This is a genomic window from Pseudomonas sp. LH1G9, from assembly GCF_002949975.1.
In the GTDB taxonomy this organism is placed as follows: Bacteria; Pseudomonadota; Gammaproteobacteria; order Pseudomonadales; family Pseudomonadaceae; genus Aquipseudomonas; species Aquipseudomonas veronii.
In genome coordinates, this window is record NZ_CP026880.1 from 5,751,836 (window position 1) to 5,766,899 (window position 15,064).

The 15,064-nt window shown below is 63.4% G+C and carries 13 protein-coding genes and 1 pseudogene; all 14 read left to right on the forward strand.

Features of this window, described 5'->3' with window-relative positions:
• Positions 1-38 precede the first annotated feature (38 nt).
• The 14 genes and pseudogenes from C5F70_RS26610 to mdcH all read left to right on the forward strand — a co-directional run bounded on the left by C5F70_RS26610 (position 39) and on the right by mdcH (position 15,061).
• Positions 39-5,858, forward strand: a complete 5,820-nt coding sequence (locus C5F70_RS26610) for an Hpt domain-containing protein (RefSeq protein WP_104904301.1) — start codon at positions 39-41, stop codon at positions 5,856-5,858.
• Positions 5,851-6,306 (forward strand): chemotaxis protein CheW, encoded by a 456-nt coding sequence (locus tag C5F70_RS26615; RefSeq protein ID WP_017844993.1) that lies wholly within the window; start codon positions 5,851-5,853, stop codon positions 6,304-6,306. The genes C5F70_RS26610 and C5F70_RS26615 overlap by 8 nt, the downstream gene beginning before the upstream one ends.
• A 381-nt stretch (positions 6,307-6,687) precedes the next feature.
• Positions 6,688-7,071 carry a polymorphic toxin type 44 domain-containing protein gene (locus C5F70_RS26620; protein WP_104904302.1) on the forward strand — a complete coding sequence of 128 codons (384 nt, stop codon included), beginning with the start codon at positions 6,688-6,690 and terminating at the stop codon, positions 7,069-7,071.
• Positions 7,049-7,468 (forward strand): hypothetical protein, encoded by a 420-nt coding sequence (locus C5F70_RS26625; RefSeq protein ID WP_046381766.1) that lies wholly within the window; start codon positions 7,049-7,051, stop codon positions 7,466-7,468. Before C5F70_RS26620 ends, C5F70_RS26625 begins: the two co-directional genes overlap by 23 nt.
• Before the next feature lie 56 nt (positions 7,469-7,524).
• A pseudogene (locus C5F70_RS31650) lies at positions 7,525-7,626 on the forward strand (DUF6124 family protein); the annotation flags it as partial.
• 499 nt (positions 7,627-8,125) lie between these two features.
• Positions 8,126-8,566 carry a group II truncated hemoglobin gene (locus tag C5F70_RS26630; RefSeq protein WP_046487987.1) on the forward strand — a complete coding sequence of 147 codons (441 nt, stop codon included), beginning with the start codon at positions 8,126-8,128 and terminating at the stop codon, positions 8,564-8,566.
• Positions 8,567-8,609: 43 nt separating this feature from the next.
• On the forward strand, positions 8,610-8,990 hold the full coding sequence (locus tag C5F70_RS26635) for a rhodanese-like domain-containing protein (protein ID WP_104904597.1): 381 nt from the start codon (positions 8,610-8,612) through the stop codon (positions 8,988-8,990).
• 164 nt (positions 8,991-9,154) lie between these two features.
• Positions 9,155-10,825: a malonate decarboxylase subunit alpha gene (gene mdcA / locus C5F70_RS26640; RefSeq protein ID WP_104904303.1), complete on the forward strand. Its 1,671-nt coding sequence runs from the start codon at positions 9,155-9,157 to the stop codon at positions 10,823-10,825.
• Positions 10,826-11,674 carry a triphosphoribosyl-dephospho-CoA synthase gene (locus C5F70_RS26645; RefSeq protein ID WP_104904304.1) on the forward strand — a complete coding sequence of 283 codons (849 nt, stop codon included), beginning with the start codon at positions 10,826-10,828 and terminating at the stop codon, positions 11,672-11,674.
• Positions 11,674-11,973: a malonate decarboxylase subunit delta gene (locus tag C5F70_RS26650; RefSeq protein ID WP_017844987.1), complete on the forward strand. Its 300-nt coding sequence runs from the start codon at positions 11,674-11,676 to the stop codon at positions 11,971-11,973. Before C5F70_RS26645 ends, C5F70_RS26650 begins: the two co-directional genes overlap by 1 nt.
• Positions 11,966-12,808 carry a biotin-independent malonate decarboxylase subunit beta gene (locus C5F70_RS26655; RefSeq protein ID WP_104904305.1) on the forward strand — a complete coding sequence of 281 codons (843 nt, stop codon included), beginning with the start codon at positions 11,966-11,968 and terminating at the stop codon, positions 12,806-12,808. Before C5F70_RS26650 ends, C5F70_RS26655 begins: the two co-directional genes overlap by 8 nt.
• Positions 12,805-13,575: a biotin-independent malonate decarboxylase subunit gamma gene (mdcE, locus tag C5F70_RS26660; RefSeq protein ID WP_104904306.1), complete on the forward strand. Its 771-nt coding sequence runs from the start codon at positions 12,805-12,807 to the stop codon at positions 13,573-13,575. Before C5F70_RS26655 ends, mdcE begins: the two co-directional genes overlap by 4 nt.
• Positions 13,569-14,165 (forward strand): malonate decarboxylase holo-ACP synthase, encoded by a 597-nt coding sequence (locus tag C5F70_RS26665; RefSeq protein ID WP_104904307.1) that lies wholly within the window; start codon positions 13,569-13,571, stop codon positions 14,163-14,165. The genes mdcE and C5F70_RS26665 overlap by 7 nt, the downstream gene beginning before the upstream one ends.
• The gene (mdcH, locus tag C5F70_RS26670) at positions 14,162-15,061 is read left to right on the forward strand and encodes a malonate decarboxylase subunit epsilon (protein ID WP_104904308.1); all 900 of its coding nucleotides are present in this window, start codon (positions 14,162-14,164) and stop codon (positions 15,059-15,061) included. The genes C5F70_RS26665 and mdcH overlap by 4 nt, the downstream gene beginning before the upstream one ends.
• Positions 15,062-15,064 lie beyond the last annotated feature (3 nt).

Here is a 15,064-nt window from a genome sequence, read left to right on the forward strand (position 1 = left end):
AGAACACCAGCAACTCATGAATTCTAAGCGGAGCAGTTATGGTTGATCGGCACGACTACGTGGCCCTCGAATGGGTCAAGGGCGACATTGCCGAAACCCTGAAACAGGCCCGTTCGGCGCTGGACGCGTTTGTCGAAACCACCGACAACGACACCCTCGGCGATTGCCTGGCGTGCATCCATCAAGTGCATGGCGCTTTGCAAATGGTCGAGTTCTACGGCGCGGCGCTGCTCGCCGAAGAAATCGAAGCCCTGGCTCTGGCCCTGCAGGCCGGGCGCGTCAGCCAGCGCGATGAAAGCATCCGCCTGCTACAACAAGCCCTCGGCCAATTGCCGCTGTACCTGGACCGCATTCACAGCGCGCGCCGCGACTTGCCGCTGGTGGTGTTGCCGCTGCTCAACGACCTGCGCAGTGCGCGCGGCGAAAGCCTGTTGTCCGAAACCAGCCTGTTCAGCCCGCAACTGCTGTCGATTGCGCCGTTGTCCGAAGAAACGCTGGCGCAACGCGCGCCGCCCGACCTGAACGAGCAGGTGCGCCAGTGGCACCTGCTGCTGCAACAAGCCCTGGCCGGGTTGCTGCGCGAAGATCACGGCCCGAGCAACCTGGAAGACATGGCGCGAGTCTTCGCGCGCCTCGAAGCGCTGTGCCAGGGCGCGCCGCTGTTGCCGCTGTGGCAAGTCACCTCGGCGCTGGTCGAGGGCATGTTGACCGGCGTGATCGCCAACAGCCCGGCGCTGCGCAGCCTACTCAAGGCCAGCGACAAGCAACTCAAGCGCCTGCTCGTCCAGGGCATTGGCGGCATCAACCAGCCGGCGCCGGATGAACTGCTCAAGAGCCTGCTGTTCTACGTCGCCAAAGTCACCCGGCCAACGCCGCGCATGCAAAGCCTGAAAGAACGCTACGGCCTCGATGAAGCCTTGCCCGACAGCGCCGTGGTCGATGCCGAACGGGCGCGCCTGGCCGGGCCGGACCGCAATGCGATGGGCTCGGTGCTCGGCGCGTTGTGCGAGGAGCTGGTGCGGGTCAAGGAACGCCTCGACCTGTTCGTGCGCAGCGACCGTCAACACACCAGCGACCTCGATGCGCTGTTGGCGCCGCTGCGGCAAATCGCCGATACCCTCGCGGTGCTGGGCTTTGGCCAGCCGCGCAAAGTTATCATCGACCAGCTTGCGGTGGTGTTGAGCCTGGCCCAGGGCCAGCGCGAACCCAACGATGCGGTGCTGATGGATGTCGCCGGCGCCTTGCTCTACGTCGAAGCCACGCTGGCCGGGATGGCGGGCACGGTCGAACCGGAAAACCGCGAAGAAAGCCGTTTGCCCACCACCGACCTGACGCAGATTCATCAGTTGGTGATCCGCGAGTCCTGCCAGTGCCTCAAGCAAGCCAAAGAGCTGGTGATCGACTGCATCGACGCCCAGTGGGAGCGCCAGCGCCTGGAGTCCCTGCCGGAGCTGTTGAGCCAGGTGCGCGGCGCCCTGGCGATGATTCCACTGCCACGCGCAGCGAGCCTGATGCGCGGTTGCACCGATTACATCGATGAACAACTGATGATCAACGACGCTGTGCCGTCCGCAGAGCAGTTGGAGCATTTCGCCGACGTGATCAGCGGCCTGGAGTACTACCTGGAGCGCATGCTCCAAGACCCCGACGCCGCTGGCGAACGGGTGCTGGAGCTGGCCACCCGGGGCCTGGCCGCGCTGGGTTATCTGCCTGCCGAAAAGCCCTGGCGCCAGGCGCTGGTGGCGCCGGATGGTGCGCTGTCGAGCGAGAGCACGCCGAGCCAGTCCCAGTTCGACGCGCTGGCCAATCCCGCTTCGCGCTTGAACCCGCCCGCCCTGCAACGCCCCGGCAGCCTGCTGCCGCCGCCGGCCGGTGAAGAGCCGATCGACGACGAACTACGTGAAGTGTTCCTCGAAGAGACCGCCGAAGTCCTCGAGGTGCTGCACCACCATCTGCCGAGCGGCGTCGATAAAACCGCCCTCGGCGAAATGCGCCGTGCCTTCCACACCCTCAAAGGCAGCGGCCGCATGGTGCGGGCCCTGGTGCTGGCGGAACTGGCCTGGGCCGTGGAGAACCTGCTCAACCGCGTGCTGGAGCGCAGCGTGGCCGCCGGCCCCGAGGTGCAACAGGTGCTGGATGAAGCAGTGGCCCTGCTGCCGGAACTGATCGCCGACTTCGCCGCCGGTGCCCAGCGCCAGCGGGACGCGGTCGACGCCCTGGCCGCGCGCGCCCACGCGTTGGCCAGCGGCACTGCCGTGGCGGCTGCCGAACCCCATGACCCGATGCTGCTGGAGATCTTCCGCAACGAAGTCCAGAGCCACCTCGACAGCCTCAACCATTTCCTGCGCCAGGCCGCCGAGCATGTGCCGCTGCAAGTCAGCGATGAGCTGCAACGCGCCTTGCACACCCTCAAAGGCAGCGCCTACATGGCCGGCGTGCTGCCGATCGCCGAACTGGCGCGCCCGCTCGATCACCTGACCCGCGAGTACAAGGCCCACCGCCTGCCGTTGGACCTGGATGAAGTGGAACTGCTGCTGGAGGCCGAGGGCCTGTTCCAACGGGGCTTGCGCCAGTTGAACGGCGACCCGCTGATGCCGATCCAAGGGGCCGCCGACCTGATCGGTCGCACCCAAAGCCTGCTCGATCAGCAGCTTCAAGCCCAGCTCGAAGCGCCGAGCACCGGGCTGCGGATCAAGCGTGATCCGCAACTGATCAACAACTTCCTGGCCCAGGGCATGGACATCCTGCTCGATGCCGAAAGCCTGCTGCGCCGCTGGCAACAACACCCCGGCGAACGCCAGGAACTGACCGCGCTGCTGGACGAATTGACCACCCTGGGGCAGGGCGCGCACCTCGCCGACCTGCACGCCATCGACGAACTGTGCGAAGCCCTGCTCGACCTTTACGGCGCCGTGGAAGAAAGCAGCCTGGCGGTCAGCGAGCGGTTTTTCCAGGAGGCCGAACAGGCCCACGAAGCGCTGATCAACATGCTCGACCAACTGGCCGCCGGCCAGGAAATCAGCCCGGCCCCGGCGCGCATGCAAGCCTTGCGCGAGCTGCTGGATGGCGCCCTCGACCCGTCCGCCACCGGCCTGATCAAAAGCGACGGCAGCCGTGCGCTGAGCATCTCCGAACTGGGCGCCGCGACGGCCCGGCTGGATCGGCACGCGGTGGTAGATGATGAGATCGTCGAGATCTTCCTCGAAGAAGCTGTGGATATCCTCGACAGCGCCGGGCAATCCCTCAAGCGCTGGTTGCTGGAACCCGAGGGCGTAGCGCCGTTGACCTCGTTGCAGCGCGATATGCACACCCTCAAGGGCGGCGCGCGCATGGCCGAAATCGGGCCGGTCGGCGACCTTGCCTACGAGCTGGAAGGCCTTTACGAAGGTCTGGCGGACCGCCGCTACAGCTATTCCGGCGAGCTGTCCCAGGTACTGATGTCCAGTCATGAGCACTTGGCGTTGCAGTTGGATCAGCTACAAGAGCATCAGGCGCTGAGCGATTCCAGTGAGTTGATCGCCAAAGTCCGGGCGTTGCGCCACAGCGGTTCGCCCACGGCGCCGGTCGCGACCGCGCATACCTTGGGCATCGACCCTGAATTGCTGGATATCTTCCTCGAAGAAGCTGCCGACATTCTCGACAGCTCGGGCGCGGCGTTGCTGCGCTGGCAGGCAGAGCCCCATAACCGCCAGGAAGTCGAAACCCTGCTGCGCGACCTGCACACCCTCAAGGGCGGTGCGCGCATGGTCGAGATCGGCCCGATCGGCGACTTGGCCCATGAGCTGGAGTTTCTCTACGAAGGCTTGTCCTCCGGTTTGCTCGTGGCGTCCTCTGAGTTGTTCGCCTTGCTGCAAGGTTGTCACGACCGCCTGGCGCAGATGATCGATGCGGTGGCGGCGGGCTTGCCAGTGGGCTCGGTGGACAAACTCATCGAGCGCATCAAGAGCCTGGTCCACCCCAGCGATGAGCCGGTGGCGGCGGTGGCGTTGGTGACGGGCAAGGCCGAAGCGGCTGTCGAACCGACGGCCGACATGGTGAAAATCTCCGCCGACCTGCTGGACGACCTGGTCAACCTGGCCGGTGAAACTTCGATCTTCCGTGGCCGAATCGAACAGCAGGTCAACGACGCGCAGGTTGCCCTCAATGAGGTGGAAACCACCCTCGAGCGCATGCGCGACCAACTGCGTCGGCTCGACAGCGAAACCCAGGGCCGCCTCTTCAGCCGTCAGCAGGCCGAAGCCGAGCGCTTGGACTATGACGAATTCGACCCGCTGGAAATGGACCGTCATTCACAGTTGCAGCAACTGTCCCGGGCGTTGTTCGAGTCTGCCTCCGACTTGCTCGACCTCAAGGAAACCCTCGAACGCCGCAACCAGGATGCCCACGACCTGTTGCAGCAACAGGCGCGCATCAACACCGAATTGCAAGAAGGCCTGATGCGAACGCGCATGGTGCCCTTTGAACGCATGCTGCCGCGCCTCAAGCGCATCGTGCGCCAGGTCGCGCAGGAGTTGGGCAAGGACGTGGAATTCGTGGTCGGCAATGCCGAGGGCGAGATGGACCGCAACGTGCTGGAACGCATGGTCGCGCCGCTGGAACATATGCTGCGCAACGCCGTCGATCACGGCCTGGAGTCCCGCGAGGCGCGGCTGCTGGCCGGCAAGCCCGAGAAGGGCCGCGTCACCCTGGACCTGACCCACGAAGGCGGCGATATCCTCTTCGACCTGCGCGACGACGGTGCCGGCGTGTCTCTCGATGCGGTACGGCGCAAGGCGATCAAGCGCGGCCTGCTCGCCGCTGATCAAGAGATCAGCGACCATGACGTGTTGCAGTTCATCCTGCAGCCGGGGTTCTCCACCGCGGAAAAGATCACCCAGATTTCCGGGCGCGGCGTGGGCATGGACGTGGTGCATGAAGAAGTGCGCCAGCTTGGCGGCTCGATGTTTATCGATTCGATACCGGGGGCGGGCGTGCATTTTCGTATTCGCCTGCCGTTCACCGTGTCGGTCAACCGTGCGCTGATGGTGCAGTGCGCGGACGATCAATACGCGATGCCGCTCAACACCATCGAAGGCCTGGTGCGCGTGTTGCCCCATGAGCTGGAAGGGCACTATCAACTGGACCCGCCGCGTTATGAATACGCTGGCCAGCGCTATGAGCTGTTTTACCTCGGTGACCTGTTGCACACGGTCGCCCGCCCGAAACTGCTGGGCCAGTACCAACCGTTGCCGGTGCTGTTGGTGCAGTACAACGAACGGCACGTGGCGGTGCAGGTGGACAGCATGGCGGGGAGCCGGGAAATCGTGGTCAAGGGCCTGGGGCCGCAGTTTGCCGGGGTGAAGGGGCTCTCCGGGGCGACCATTCTCGGCGATGGCCGCGTGGTCTTGATCATCGACCTGCTCGCCCACATCCGCGCCCGGCAACCGGCCTTGCCGGCCCAGGTGGTGGACGTCCCGCTGCTGCTCAACGCGCCGCTGAAAAAGCGCCCGCTGCTGGTGCTGGTGGTGGACGACTCGGTCACCGTGCGCAAAGTCACCAGCCGCCTGCTCGAGCGCAACGGCATGAACGTCCTCACCGCCAAGGACGGCATCGACGCCATGGCCGTGCTGGAAGAACACACCCCGGACCTGATGCTGCTGGACATCGAAATGCCGCGCATGGACGGTTTCGAAGTGGCCATCCAGGTGCGCAACGACCCACGGCTGATGCGCTTGCCGATCATCATGATCACCTCCCGCACCGGCCAGAAACACCGCGACCGCGCCATGGCCATCGGCGTCAACGACTACCTCGGCAAGCCGTATCAGGAGTCGGTGCTGCTGGAAAGCATCGCCTATTGGAGCAAGTCCCATGCTTGACCACCGCACCAGCCAACTCACCGGCCTGCTCCTGCCCCTCGCCGACCGCCACCTGGTGCTGCCCAACGTCGCCATCGCTGAACTGATCGACTTCCAGCGCGGCGAACCGGCCAGCGACGCACCGCCCTGGTACCTGCGGCAAGTGACCTGGCGCGACCGGCAATTGCCGCTGATCAGCTTCGAAGCGGCCTGCGGTGAAGCCAGCGTGACCGGCGAGCGCTCGCGCATCGTCGTGCTGAACGCCCTGGGCGGGCGGCCGTCATTGAAGTTCATTGCGATGGTGATCCAGGGGATTCCCCGCTCGTACAAACTCGATAGCCAGTTGAGCTACGTGGATGTGCCGCTGTGCCCGCTGGAACTGGCGGCGGTGCAGGTGGGGGAGCATGTGGCGAAAGTGCCGGATTTGATGGGGTTAGAAGCCCTGCTGGTTGAATCCGGCCTGGCCTGAACATAAGCCTTGCGATGATCCCGATGTGGGAGGGGTTTGCTCCCACACAGGTTGGCGTTGAGCGCACTGATGTCAGAATTGAATGTTGTTTATGTAGGCAAGTTCTTTGCCTGGATTGGACAGGTTTTCCGGCCTGAATGGGACTCCCTTTTGGGGACCGCTATTTAAAAGACACCACCGAACAAATGTGGGAGGGGGCTTGCCCCCGATGGCGGTGTGTCAGTCTCAGTATCTGTAACTGAGCCACTGCCATCGGGGGCGAGCCTCTGTCGGAATGGGATGTTGTTTATGTAGGCAATTTCTTTACTTTGATTGGGCAGGTTTTCTGGCCTGAGTGGGATGCTAATTTCAGCACCCCTCACTGCCGACAAGGACCGGCACATGGCCGTACCGTTAATGCCGCCTGGTGTTTCACTTCTAGAAAATATGGCAATAGCCAAATGCAAGCGTGTTCATCTCCAGTCAGGCTCGGCGTTCGCCTACTCCTGGTTTTATTCTCAGGTCAGAGCTGCCGGGCCATGGAACTACAACAAGCGAGGGCGCCAATACGAGGCTTTTGGTAACTTCAATTACGGTGCAACTGGTACGGTGTTGGGCATTCCTGAGCACGTGTTGCTGCGCGCCGCTGGTGTTGCTCAGACCATCGCAAAAACCACCCATCCGGATTTTGGATCATGGTGGGGAGGTGATCCTTTTGGTGATGACCCGCGAGATCAATATTGGATAAGGAGAGGTATTGAGTATGCGATTTCTCAAGGCCACTGAAGGCTTCATACCGATCCTGCGTAACTGCCTGTTAGTGGTCTGCCTGATTTATATCGCGGGCAGTTGGGTCATGTCGCCCGGGACACCGGATCTGGATGAGGTGGTGTTGAAACATTCCTTGGGCAACGGCACCTCAATCTACGGCGCGCGGGATGGGCAGGGTGGTGCGACGGTGGGCTTTTCCTACAGGTACTACGTTCATAAGGACCTGGGGAGTGATCAGGAAATACTCACAGGGTTGGTGTCGGCTCATCCATTTCTGAAAACCAAAGAACCCGATGTGCAAGTAAGTGAGCATGAGGGCGTGCTTCGGTTGGATATTCAGGGGGGCGTGTATGAGTACAACAGCTACGCCCTCGAAGGTCTTGGAGCGGTCAAGGTGGTGATGGAGTTGTGATGAGTCAGCGTTCGGATTCTTCCTGCAATATTTTGCGCCCTGCATGAACGTGTCGCTCGCAGCGCGCAATCATGCTCGGAATCCAGCAAATGGCGGCTTTGGGGCAGTTGCTGGTCGACAGAGCGCGGGATCAAGTCAGCCCTTCTCCAGCATCTTGAAACGTTCCCAAACAGCGACTGATCACTCCCTTTTGGGGACCGCTATTTAAAAGACACCGCCGAACAAATGTGGGAGGGGGCTTGCCCCCGATGGCGGTGTGTCAGTCTCAGTATCTGTAACTGAGCCACTGCTATCGGGGGCGAGCCCCCTCCCACACAGGTTAGCGCTCGTCTTCAGAGCTCAATCAATCCGCTGCTCCCAATGCTCGGCCTGCCACACGTCGTAGGCGCTCGCCCGCACCCTGACTGCCAACCACTGCCGTCATAGCCGATTGGCAGAATATGTGACTGCCAACGCATCTGCCATCTTCGTGCGCGAATAGTTAAGTATTTGTTATCAATCAATAAAAAACACATTTCCGCTCTTGGCATGGCGCGTGCTAACTGCCTGGTCATGGCCCGTTGCGATAAACGACGGCGGCGTCATCTGCCAATGGCAGTGCTGTGTGACACATGCGCTTGCCCGCGGGATAAAGTTCCAACATTGAGTGCTGACGATATGACTGAACTATTGAGTACCGTGCATAAGAACAACACCAGTACTTATCTCCAGTTAGGGGGAGAGGCGGGTATCCATAAACTGGTCGACCGCTTTTACGAATTGATGGAGGTGCTGTGCGAGGCGCGAAGAGTGCGCCAGATGCACCCGCCGAGTCTTGCCGGCAGCGCCGACAGTCTATTCAAGTTCCTGAGTGGCTGGCTTGGCGGTCCGCCACTGTTTCAACAGGAACGTGGCCACCCGCGTTTGCGCATGCGACATGCGCCCTTTGCAGTCAGTATTGTCGAGCGCGACGAATGGATGCTGTGCATGTGTCAGGCAATCAACGAGCAGGTGGATGACGCAGTCCTGAATGCGAAGCTGCAACGTATGTTTTCCGAAATGGCCGACCACATGATTAATACCGATGGCAGCCGCGCAGGTGTTGCGGCGCCGCTTTGAACGTCGGCTAACTCTCCCAACTGGACGCTTCCCAAATACCATGATTAAAACTGCCCACGATCTTGTAGTAGACGCTAAAGCCCGTATCGAAGAAGTTGCCATCGAAGACGTTGACCTGGCTATCCAGAATGCGGATGTACTTATTGATGTACGTGAAGCCGACGAGTATGCCGCAGGTCATATCTCGGGCGCTGTGCATGCCTCGCGCGGAATGCTGGAATTTAAACTGTCCAACGATACCGCACTCAGTTCGCGGGACCTTAAGGTCGTGCTGTACTGCAAAACGGGTGGTCGTGCAGCACTCGCGGCTGTATCGCTGCTTGATATGGGCTACCTGCACGTAACATCGATCACCGGAGGGTTCGACGCATGGGTGAGTGCGCAAAAGCCGACGGTGGTTCCGCATTTACCTCGCTTCGAGTAGCGCCGTGGGCTGTTTTGGGGGGCATGTTGCTCCCCATTAGGCTTAACCCCGTGTCTGTGGCTGATTCATTACTCCAGCCGTAACGATCCGCCGCCCAGCTTGATTGATGCCCCTCTGAATCACTCCTAAGGTACAGCCCACGACAGCAAACCCGTGGAGCGACCATGACAACAATAATTACCCCCGACTCGCGCTGGACGCGGCGGCGCGACGAGAAGCAGCGGCGGCTCGGGCTGGTCAAGCAGTATGCGGATGGGGCCGTGCTGCCCAGCGACAAAATCGTTGAGGCCCTCGAAGCCCTGATTCTCCCCGGCGACCGCGTGGTGCTGGAGGGCAATAACCAGAAGCAGGCGGATTTCCTCTCGCGCTCCCTGGCCAAGGCTGACCCGGCCAAGCTCCACGATTTGCACATGATCATGCCCAGTGTCGGCCGGTCCGAGCACCTGGACCTGTTTGAAAAGGGCATCGCGCGCAAGCTCGACTTCTCTTTCGCCGGCACCCAATCCCTGCGCATCAGCCAGTTGCTGGAAGACGGCCTGCTGGAAATCGGCGCGATCCACACCTACATCGAACTCTACGCCCGGCTGGTGGTGGACCTGATCCCCAATGTGGTGCTCTCGGCCGGCTTCATGGCCGACCGCGCCGGTAATATCTACACCGGCGCGAGTACCGAAGACACCCCGGCGCTGATCGAGCCGGCAGCGTTCAGCGATGGCATTGTCATCGTGCAGGTCAATCAGTTGGTGGATGACGTCACCGACTTGCCCCGCGTCGACATCCCGGCCAGTTGGGTCGACTTCGTGGTGGTGGCCGACAAGCCGTTCTACATCGAACCGCTGTTCACCCGTGACCCGCGCCACATCAAGCCGGTGCATGTGCTGATGGCGATGATGGCGATCCGCGGCATCTACGAAAAACACAACGTGCAGTCGCTCAACCACGGCATCGGCTTCAATACCGCCGCCATCGAATTGATCCTGCCCACCTACGGCGAATCCCTGGGTCTTAAGGGCAAGATCTGCCGCAACTGGACCCTCAACCCGCACCCCACGCTGATCCCCGCCATCGAAAGCGGCTGGGTCGAAAGCGTGCATTGCTTCGGCACTGAACTGGGCATGGAACACTACATCGCCGCCCGCCCGGATGTGTTCTTCACCGGCCGCGACGGTTCCATGCGCTCCAACCGCATGTTCTGCCAACTGGCCGGCCAATACGCGGTGGACCTGTTTATCGGCGCCACCCTGCAAGTCGACGGCGACGGGCATTCCTCCACGGTCACCCGCGGGCGCCTCGCCGGTTTCGGCGGCGCACCGAACATGGGCCACGACCCGCGTGGCCGCCGCCATGGCACCCCGGCCTGGCTCGACATGCGTCACGAGGATGCTCCCGAAGCACTCTTGGAGCGCGGCAAAAAGCTCGTGGTGCAAATGGTCGAGACGTTCCAGGAAGGCGGCAAACCGACCTTCGTCAACACCCTCGACGCGGTGGAGGTGGCGCGCAAAAGCGGCATGCCCCTGGCACCGATCATGATCTACGGTGACGACGTCACCCACTTGCTCACCGAAGAAGGCATCGCCTACCTGTACAAGGCGCGCTCCCTGGAAGAGCGCCAGGCGATGATTGCCGCCGTCGCCGGGGTGACCGCCATCGGCATGCGCCATAACCCCAAAGACACCGCGCGCATGCGCCGTGAGGGCCTGATCGCCTGGCCTGAAGACCTCGGCATCCGCCGCACCGACGCTATCCGCGAGTTGTTGGCCGCCAAGAGCGTGGCCGACCTGGTGGAGTGGTCCGGCGGTTTGTACAACCCTCCCGCCAAGTTCAGGAGCTGGTAAATGCGCGCCCTCAAACTGCACCCACTCAGCGTTGCCGAACGCCTGGCGGACCTGGCCGTCGACGCCCTGATCGACGAAGCCGACCTGTCGCCCAAACCGGCCCTGGTGGACCGTCGTGGCAACGGCGCCCACCGCGATTTGCACCTGGGCCTGATGCATGCCTCGGCGCTGTCGCTGTGGCCGATGTTCCTGGCAATGGCCGAAGCCGCCCGCGACATCGGTGAAGTCGGCTTGCCCCTGCGCGAAGCCCTCGGCCGCATCGGTCGTGAGGGTGAACAGGCGATGCTCGTCACCACCCTCGGCGTGAACACCCATCGCGGTGCGATCTGGGCCCTCGGCTTACTCACTGCGGCTGCGGCACTGGAACCCCAATCCCTTCACCCGAATGCCGTAACCCTGACAGCGGCAAAACTGGCCCTGCTCGACGATCGCCATGCCCCGCAACCCATGAGCCACGGCGCGCAGGTGGCGCAACGCTACGGCGCACGCGGTGCCCGTGAGGAAGCCCAACTGGGTTTCCCCTCGGTGTTGCAACGCGGCCTGCCGCAACTGCACAAAAGCCGCCAGCAACAGGCCGGTGAACAGAACGCGCGCCTGGATGCATTGCTCGCGATCATGACCGCCCTGGCCGACACCTGCGTGCTCTACCGCGCCGGCACTGCGGGCCTGCACGCCATGCAACACGGCGCCCAAGCGGTGCTCGACGCAGGCGGCAGCGCAACCCTGGCCGGTCGCCGCCATTTGCACGAACTCGACCAACAGCTGTTGGCCCTGAATGCCTCCCCCGGCGGCGCCGCTGACCTGTTGGCCGCCTGCCTGTTTATCGACCGCCTCGATGGAGCGTTTTGATGGAAACCTTATCCTTTGAATTTCCCGCCGGGCAACCGCCCAAAGGTCGCGCGCTGGTGGGGTGTGTCGGTTCGGGCGACCTCGAAGTGCTGCTGGAACCGGGCACGCCCGGCATCCTGAGCATTCAGGTAGAGACCTCGGTGAATGGCGCCGAACAGCGCTGGCAGCACCTGTTCGAGCGGATCTTCCAGGAGCACACGCCGCCCGCGTTGAACATTGATATCCACGACTTCGGTGCCACGCCCGGCGTGGTGCGCCTGCGCCTGGAACAAGGCTTCGAGGAGATCGGCCATGACTGACTTGCTCAGCAAACACAGCTTCGTCGAACTGGGCGCACGGCAGCGGGCCAAGGCCTTGTTGGACGCAGGTTCTTACCGCGAACTGATCGACCCGTTCGAACGGGTCATGTCGCCCTGGCTCAGCCGTCAGGGCGTGGTGCCCCAGGCCGACGACGGTGTGGTGATCGCCAAAGGCAATATCGCCGGCAAGCCGGTGGTGATCGCCGCGATCGAAGGCAGCTTCCAGGGCGGCAGCCTCGGTGAGGTCGGCGGCGCAAAAATCGCCGGAGCCCTTGAACTTGCGGCCGAAGACAACCGCAACGGCATCCCGACCCGCGCCGTGCTGCTGCTGGAAACCGGTGGCGTGCGCCTGCAGGAAGCCAACCTGGGCCTGGCGGCGATTGCCGATATCCACGCCGCGATTGTCGATCTGCGCCAGTATCAGCCGGTGATCGGCGTGGTGGCGGGCAGCGTCGGTTGCTTTGGCGGGATGTCCATCGCCGCCGGGCTGTGCAGCTATCTGCTGGTGACCCGCGAAGCGCGCCTGGGCCTGAACGGTCCGCAGGTGATCGAGCAGGAAGCCGGCCTGGATGAATACGATTCCCGCGACCGGCCCTTTATCTGGAGCCTGACCGGTGGCGAACAACGCTTCAACAGCGGCTTGGCCGACCGTTACGTGGCGGATGATGTCGCGCAGATTCAGCAGACCGTCAGCGCGCTATTGCAGCTCGGCTTGCCCGCCCAACAACGCAGTCGCCGCGCCGACTTCTATCTGGCGCGCCTGGCTGAACTGGACGCCGAACCGCAAATCGACCCGGCGACGGTTCGCGATCTGTATCAGGGAGAACACTCATGAGAGGCTTGCAGTGGTTCAACGCGTTGAGTGCCGGCGCCCAACCCGTGGAAGGGTTGCCGGACTCGCTGAAAGTCGCCGATGGCGTATTGGGTGAACACACGGTGCGCTTTATCGCCGTGGTCCCTGACGCGCAAAACCGCTTCCCCCGCGCACGCAATGGCGAAGTCGGCCTGCTCGAAGGCTGGGGGTTGGCCAAAGCCGTGGATGAAGCCATTGCGACCGGCGACCAGCGCCCGTTGATCGCCATCGTCGATGTGCCGAGCCAGGCCTATGGCCGTCGCGAAGAAGCCCTCGGCATCCATCAAGCCCTGGCCGCCGCGGTCGACAGCTACGCTCGGGCCCGTCTGGCCGGGCACCCGGTGATCGGGTTGTTGGTGGGCAAGGCCATGTCCGGCGCGTTCCTCGCCCACGGCTACCAGGCCAACCGCCTGATCGCCCTGCGCGACCCCGGCGTGATGGTTCACGCCATGGGCAAGGCCTCGGCGGCGCGGGTGACCCTGCGCAGCGTCGAAGAGCTCGAAGCTCTGGCCGCCAGTGTGCCGCCGATGGCCTATGACATCGACAGTTATGCCAGCCTCGGTTTGCTCTGGGAGACCTTGTCGGTCAGCCAGATTGAACAGCCGACGAAGGACGATGTGGCGCGGGTCAGCGACTGCCTGGTCAGTGCGATCAAGGATGTCGATGGCCGCGATTTGAGCGGTCGCCTGGGTGCGCCCCATCGCGCCGCCTCCAGCCATGTGCGCCAACTGCTGCGGGCGCAATGGTGAACGCCCACGACCTGCTCTGGGGCATGACCCCGGCGCATGTGCCTGCCGATGCGCCGGCCTGGGTGCTGGAGGCGCTCGGTGCCGGGCAGCCGGTGGTGGTCCGCCGCGCCATTGCGCAACCGGGCCAGGTGGCGGTCGGCGTGCGTGGGCGTTTGCGCGAGCAGCGTTTCGCCGCGCAGATGCCGCTGGCGCTGGTGCGGCGGCGCGTGACGCCGCAAGCCCTGCGCGAGGTGACATCGCCACGGGATTTGCCGGCATTGCGGGCGCTGGCTCAACTGCGGCCGCTGCTGGCGCAGAAGGATTGGGGCGTCAGCGGCAGTGCGGGTTTTGAATTGGCCACGGGCATCGAAGCGCTGCATGACGCCAGCGATCTGGATTTGATCCTGCACACCCCCGAGCCGCTGGAGCGACGCGACGCCGGGGACTTGCTGGCGATCCTGGACACGGTGGTCTGCGCCGTGGACCTGCAACTGCAAACCCCGTTTGGCGCCGTCGCCTTGCGCGAATGGGCCGGCTCGTCACGTCGCGTATTACTCAAAACCGCCAGCGGCGCGCACCTGGTCATCGATCCCTGGCAGGCGCTGATATGAGCAGCCTGCTGGTGTTTCCGGGGCAGGGCGCGCAACGCCCTGGCATGCTTCGGCATTTGCCCGCGTCGGTGCTGGACGAAGCCAGCGAGGCCTTGGCTGAAGACGTTCGCCCACTCGACTCTGCGCGAGCCTTGGCCAGTACCCGCGCTGTGCAGTTGTGCCTGTTGATTGCGGGTGTGGCCCATGCGCGCCTGTTGGCGCGCACGCCGGACTATGTGGCGGGTTTGTCCATCGGTGCTTACCCGGCGGCGGTGATTGCCGGTGCCCTGGACTTTGCCGACGCCGTCCGGCTGGTCAGCCTGCGTGGCGAACTGATGCAGCAGGCTTATCCACAGGGCTATGGCATGACCGCCCTGATCGGCCCGGATTTATCCACTGTCGAAACCCTGCTGGCCGACATCCATAGTCCCGAAACCCCGGTGTACCTGGCCAATATCAACGCCGACAACCAGACGGTGATCGCCGGCAGCGATGAAGCGATGCAGCGTGTCGCCCAGCGCGTCAAAGGCAACGGTATCGCCAAGCGCCTGGCCGTCAGCGTGCCGTCCCATTGCGCGCTGCTGGAGCGCCCGGCCCAGGTGCTGGCTGAAGCGTTCGTCACGCTCAAGGCACCGCGCATCAGCTACTTGAGCAGCACCCGGGCGCGGCCGATCCGCGACCCTGCGCAATTGCGCGACGACCTGGCCTTCAACATGTGCCGCGTCGTCGACTGGCGCGGCACCGTGCAAAGCGCCTATGAGCGCGGCGTGCGCCTGCAGATCGAACTGCCCCCCGGCGCCGTTCTCACCGGCTTGTCACGCCGCGTGTTCGAACACGGCACGGTGATCGCCTGCGAAGGTGCGCGCCTGGACACCTTGCAGGCCCTGCTGGAAGAGGAGGAGCGCCGCCACCGATAAAGC

What these genes read in the sequence shown, in the direction of transcription:
- C5F70_RS26625 (WP_046381766.1), top strand. Translation starts at nt 7,049, where the DNA reads ATGCGATTTCTCAAGGCCACTGAAGGCTTCATACCGATCCTGCGTAAC.
- C5F70_RS26650 (WP_017844987.1), top strand. Translation starts at nt 11,674, where the DNA reads ATGGAAACCTTATCCTTTGAATTTCCCGCCGGGCAACCGCCCAAAGGT.
- C5F70_RS26630 (WP_046487987.1), top strand. Translation starts at nt 8,126, where the DNA reads ATGACTGAACTATTGAGTACCGTGCATAAGAACAACACCAGTACTTAT.
- C5F70_RS26665 (WP_104904307.1), top strand. Translation starts at nt 13,569, where the DNA reads ATGGTGAACGCCCACGACCTGCTCTGGGGCATGACCCCGGCGCATGTG.
- mdcA (WP_104904303.1), top strand. Translation starts at nt 9,155, where the DNA reads ATGACAACAATAATTACCCCCGACTCGCGCTGGACGCGGCGGCGCGAC.
- mdcH (WP_104904308.1), top strand. Translation starts at nt 14,162, where the DNA reads ATGAGCAGCCTGCTGGTGTTTCCGGGGCAGGGCGCGCAACGCCCTGGC.
- mdcE (WP_104904306.1), top strand. Translation starts at nt 12,805, where the DNA reads ATGAGAGGCTTGCAGTGGTTCAACGCGTTGAGTGCCGGCGCCCAACCC.
- C5F70_RS26655 (WP_104904305.1), top strand. Translation starts at nt 11,966, where the DNA reads ATGACTGACTTGCTCAGCAAACACAGCTTCGTCGAACTGGGCGCACGG.
- C5F70_RS26620 (WP_104904302.1), top strand. Translation starts at nt 6,688, where the DNA reads ATGGCCGTACCGTTAATGCCGCCTGGTGTTTCACTTCTAGAAAATATG.
- C5F70_RS26615 (WP_017844993.1), top strand. Translation starts at nt 5,851, where the DNA reads ATGCTTGACCACCGCACCAGCCAACTCACCGGCCTGCTCCTGCCCCTC.
- C5F70_RS26645 (WP_104904304.1), top strand. Translation starts at nt 10,826, where the DNA reads ATGCGCGCCCTCAAACTGCACCCACTCAGCGTTGCCGAACGCCTGGCG.
- C5F70_RS26610 (WP_104904301.1), top strand. Translation starts at nt 39, where the DNA reads ATGGTTGATCGGCACGACTACGTGGCCCTCGAATGGGTCAAGGGCGAC.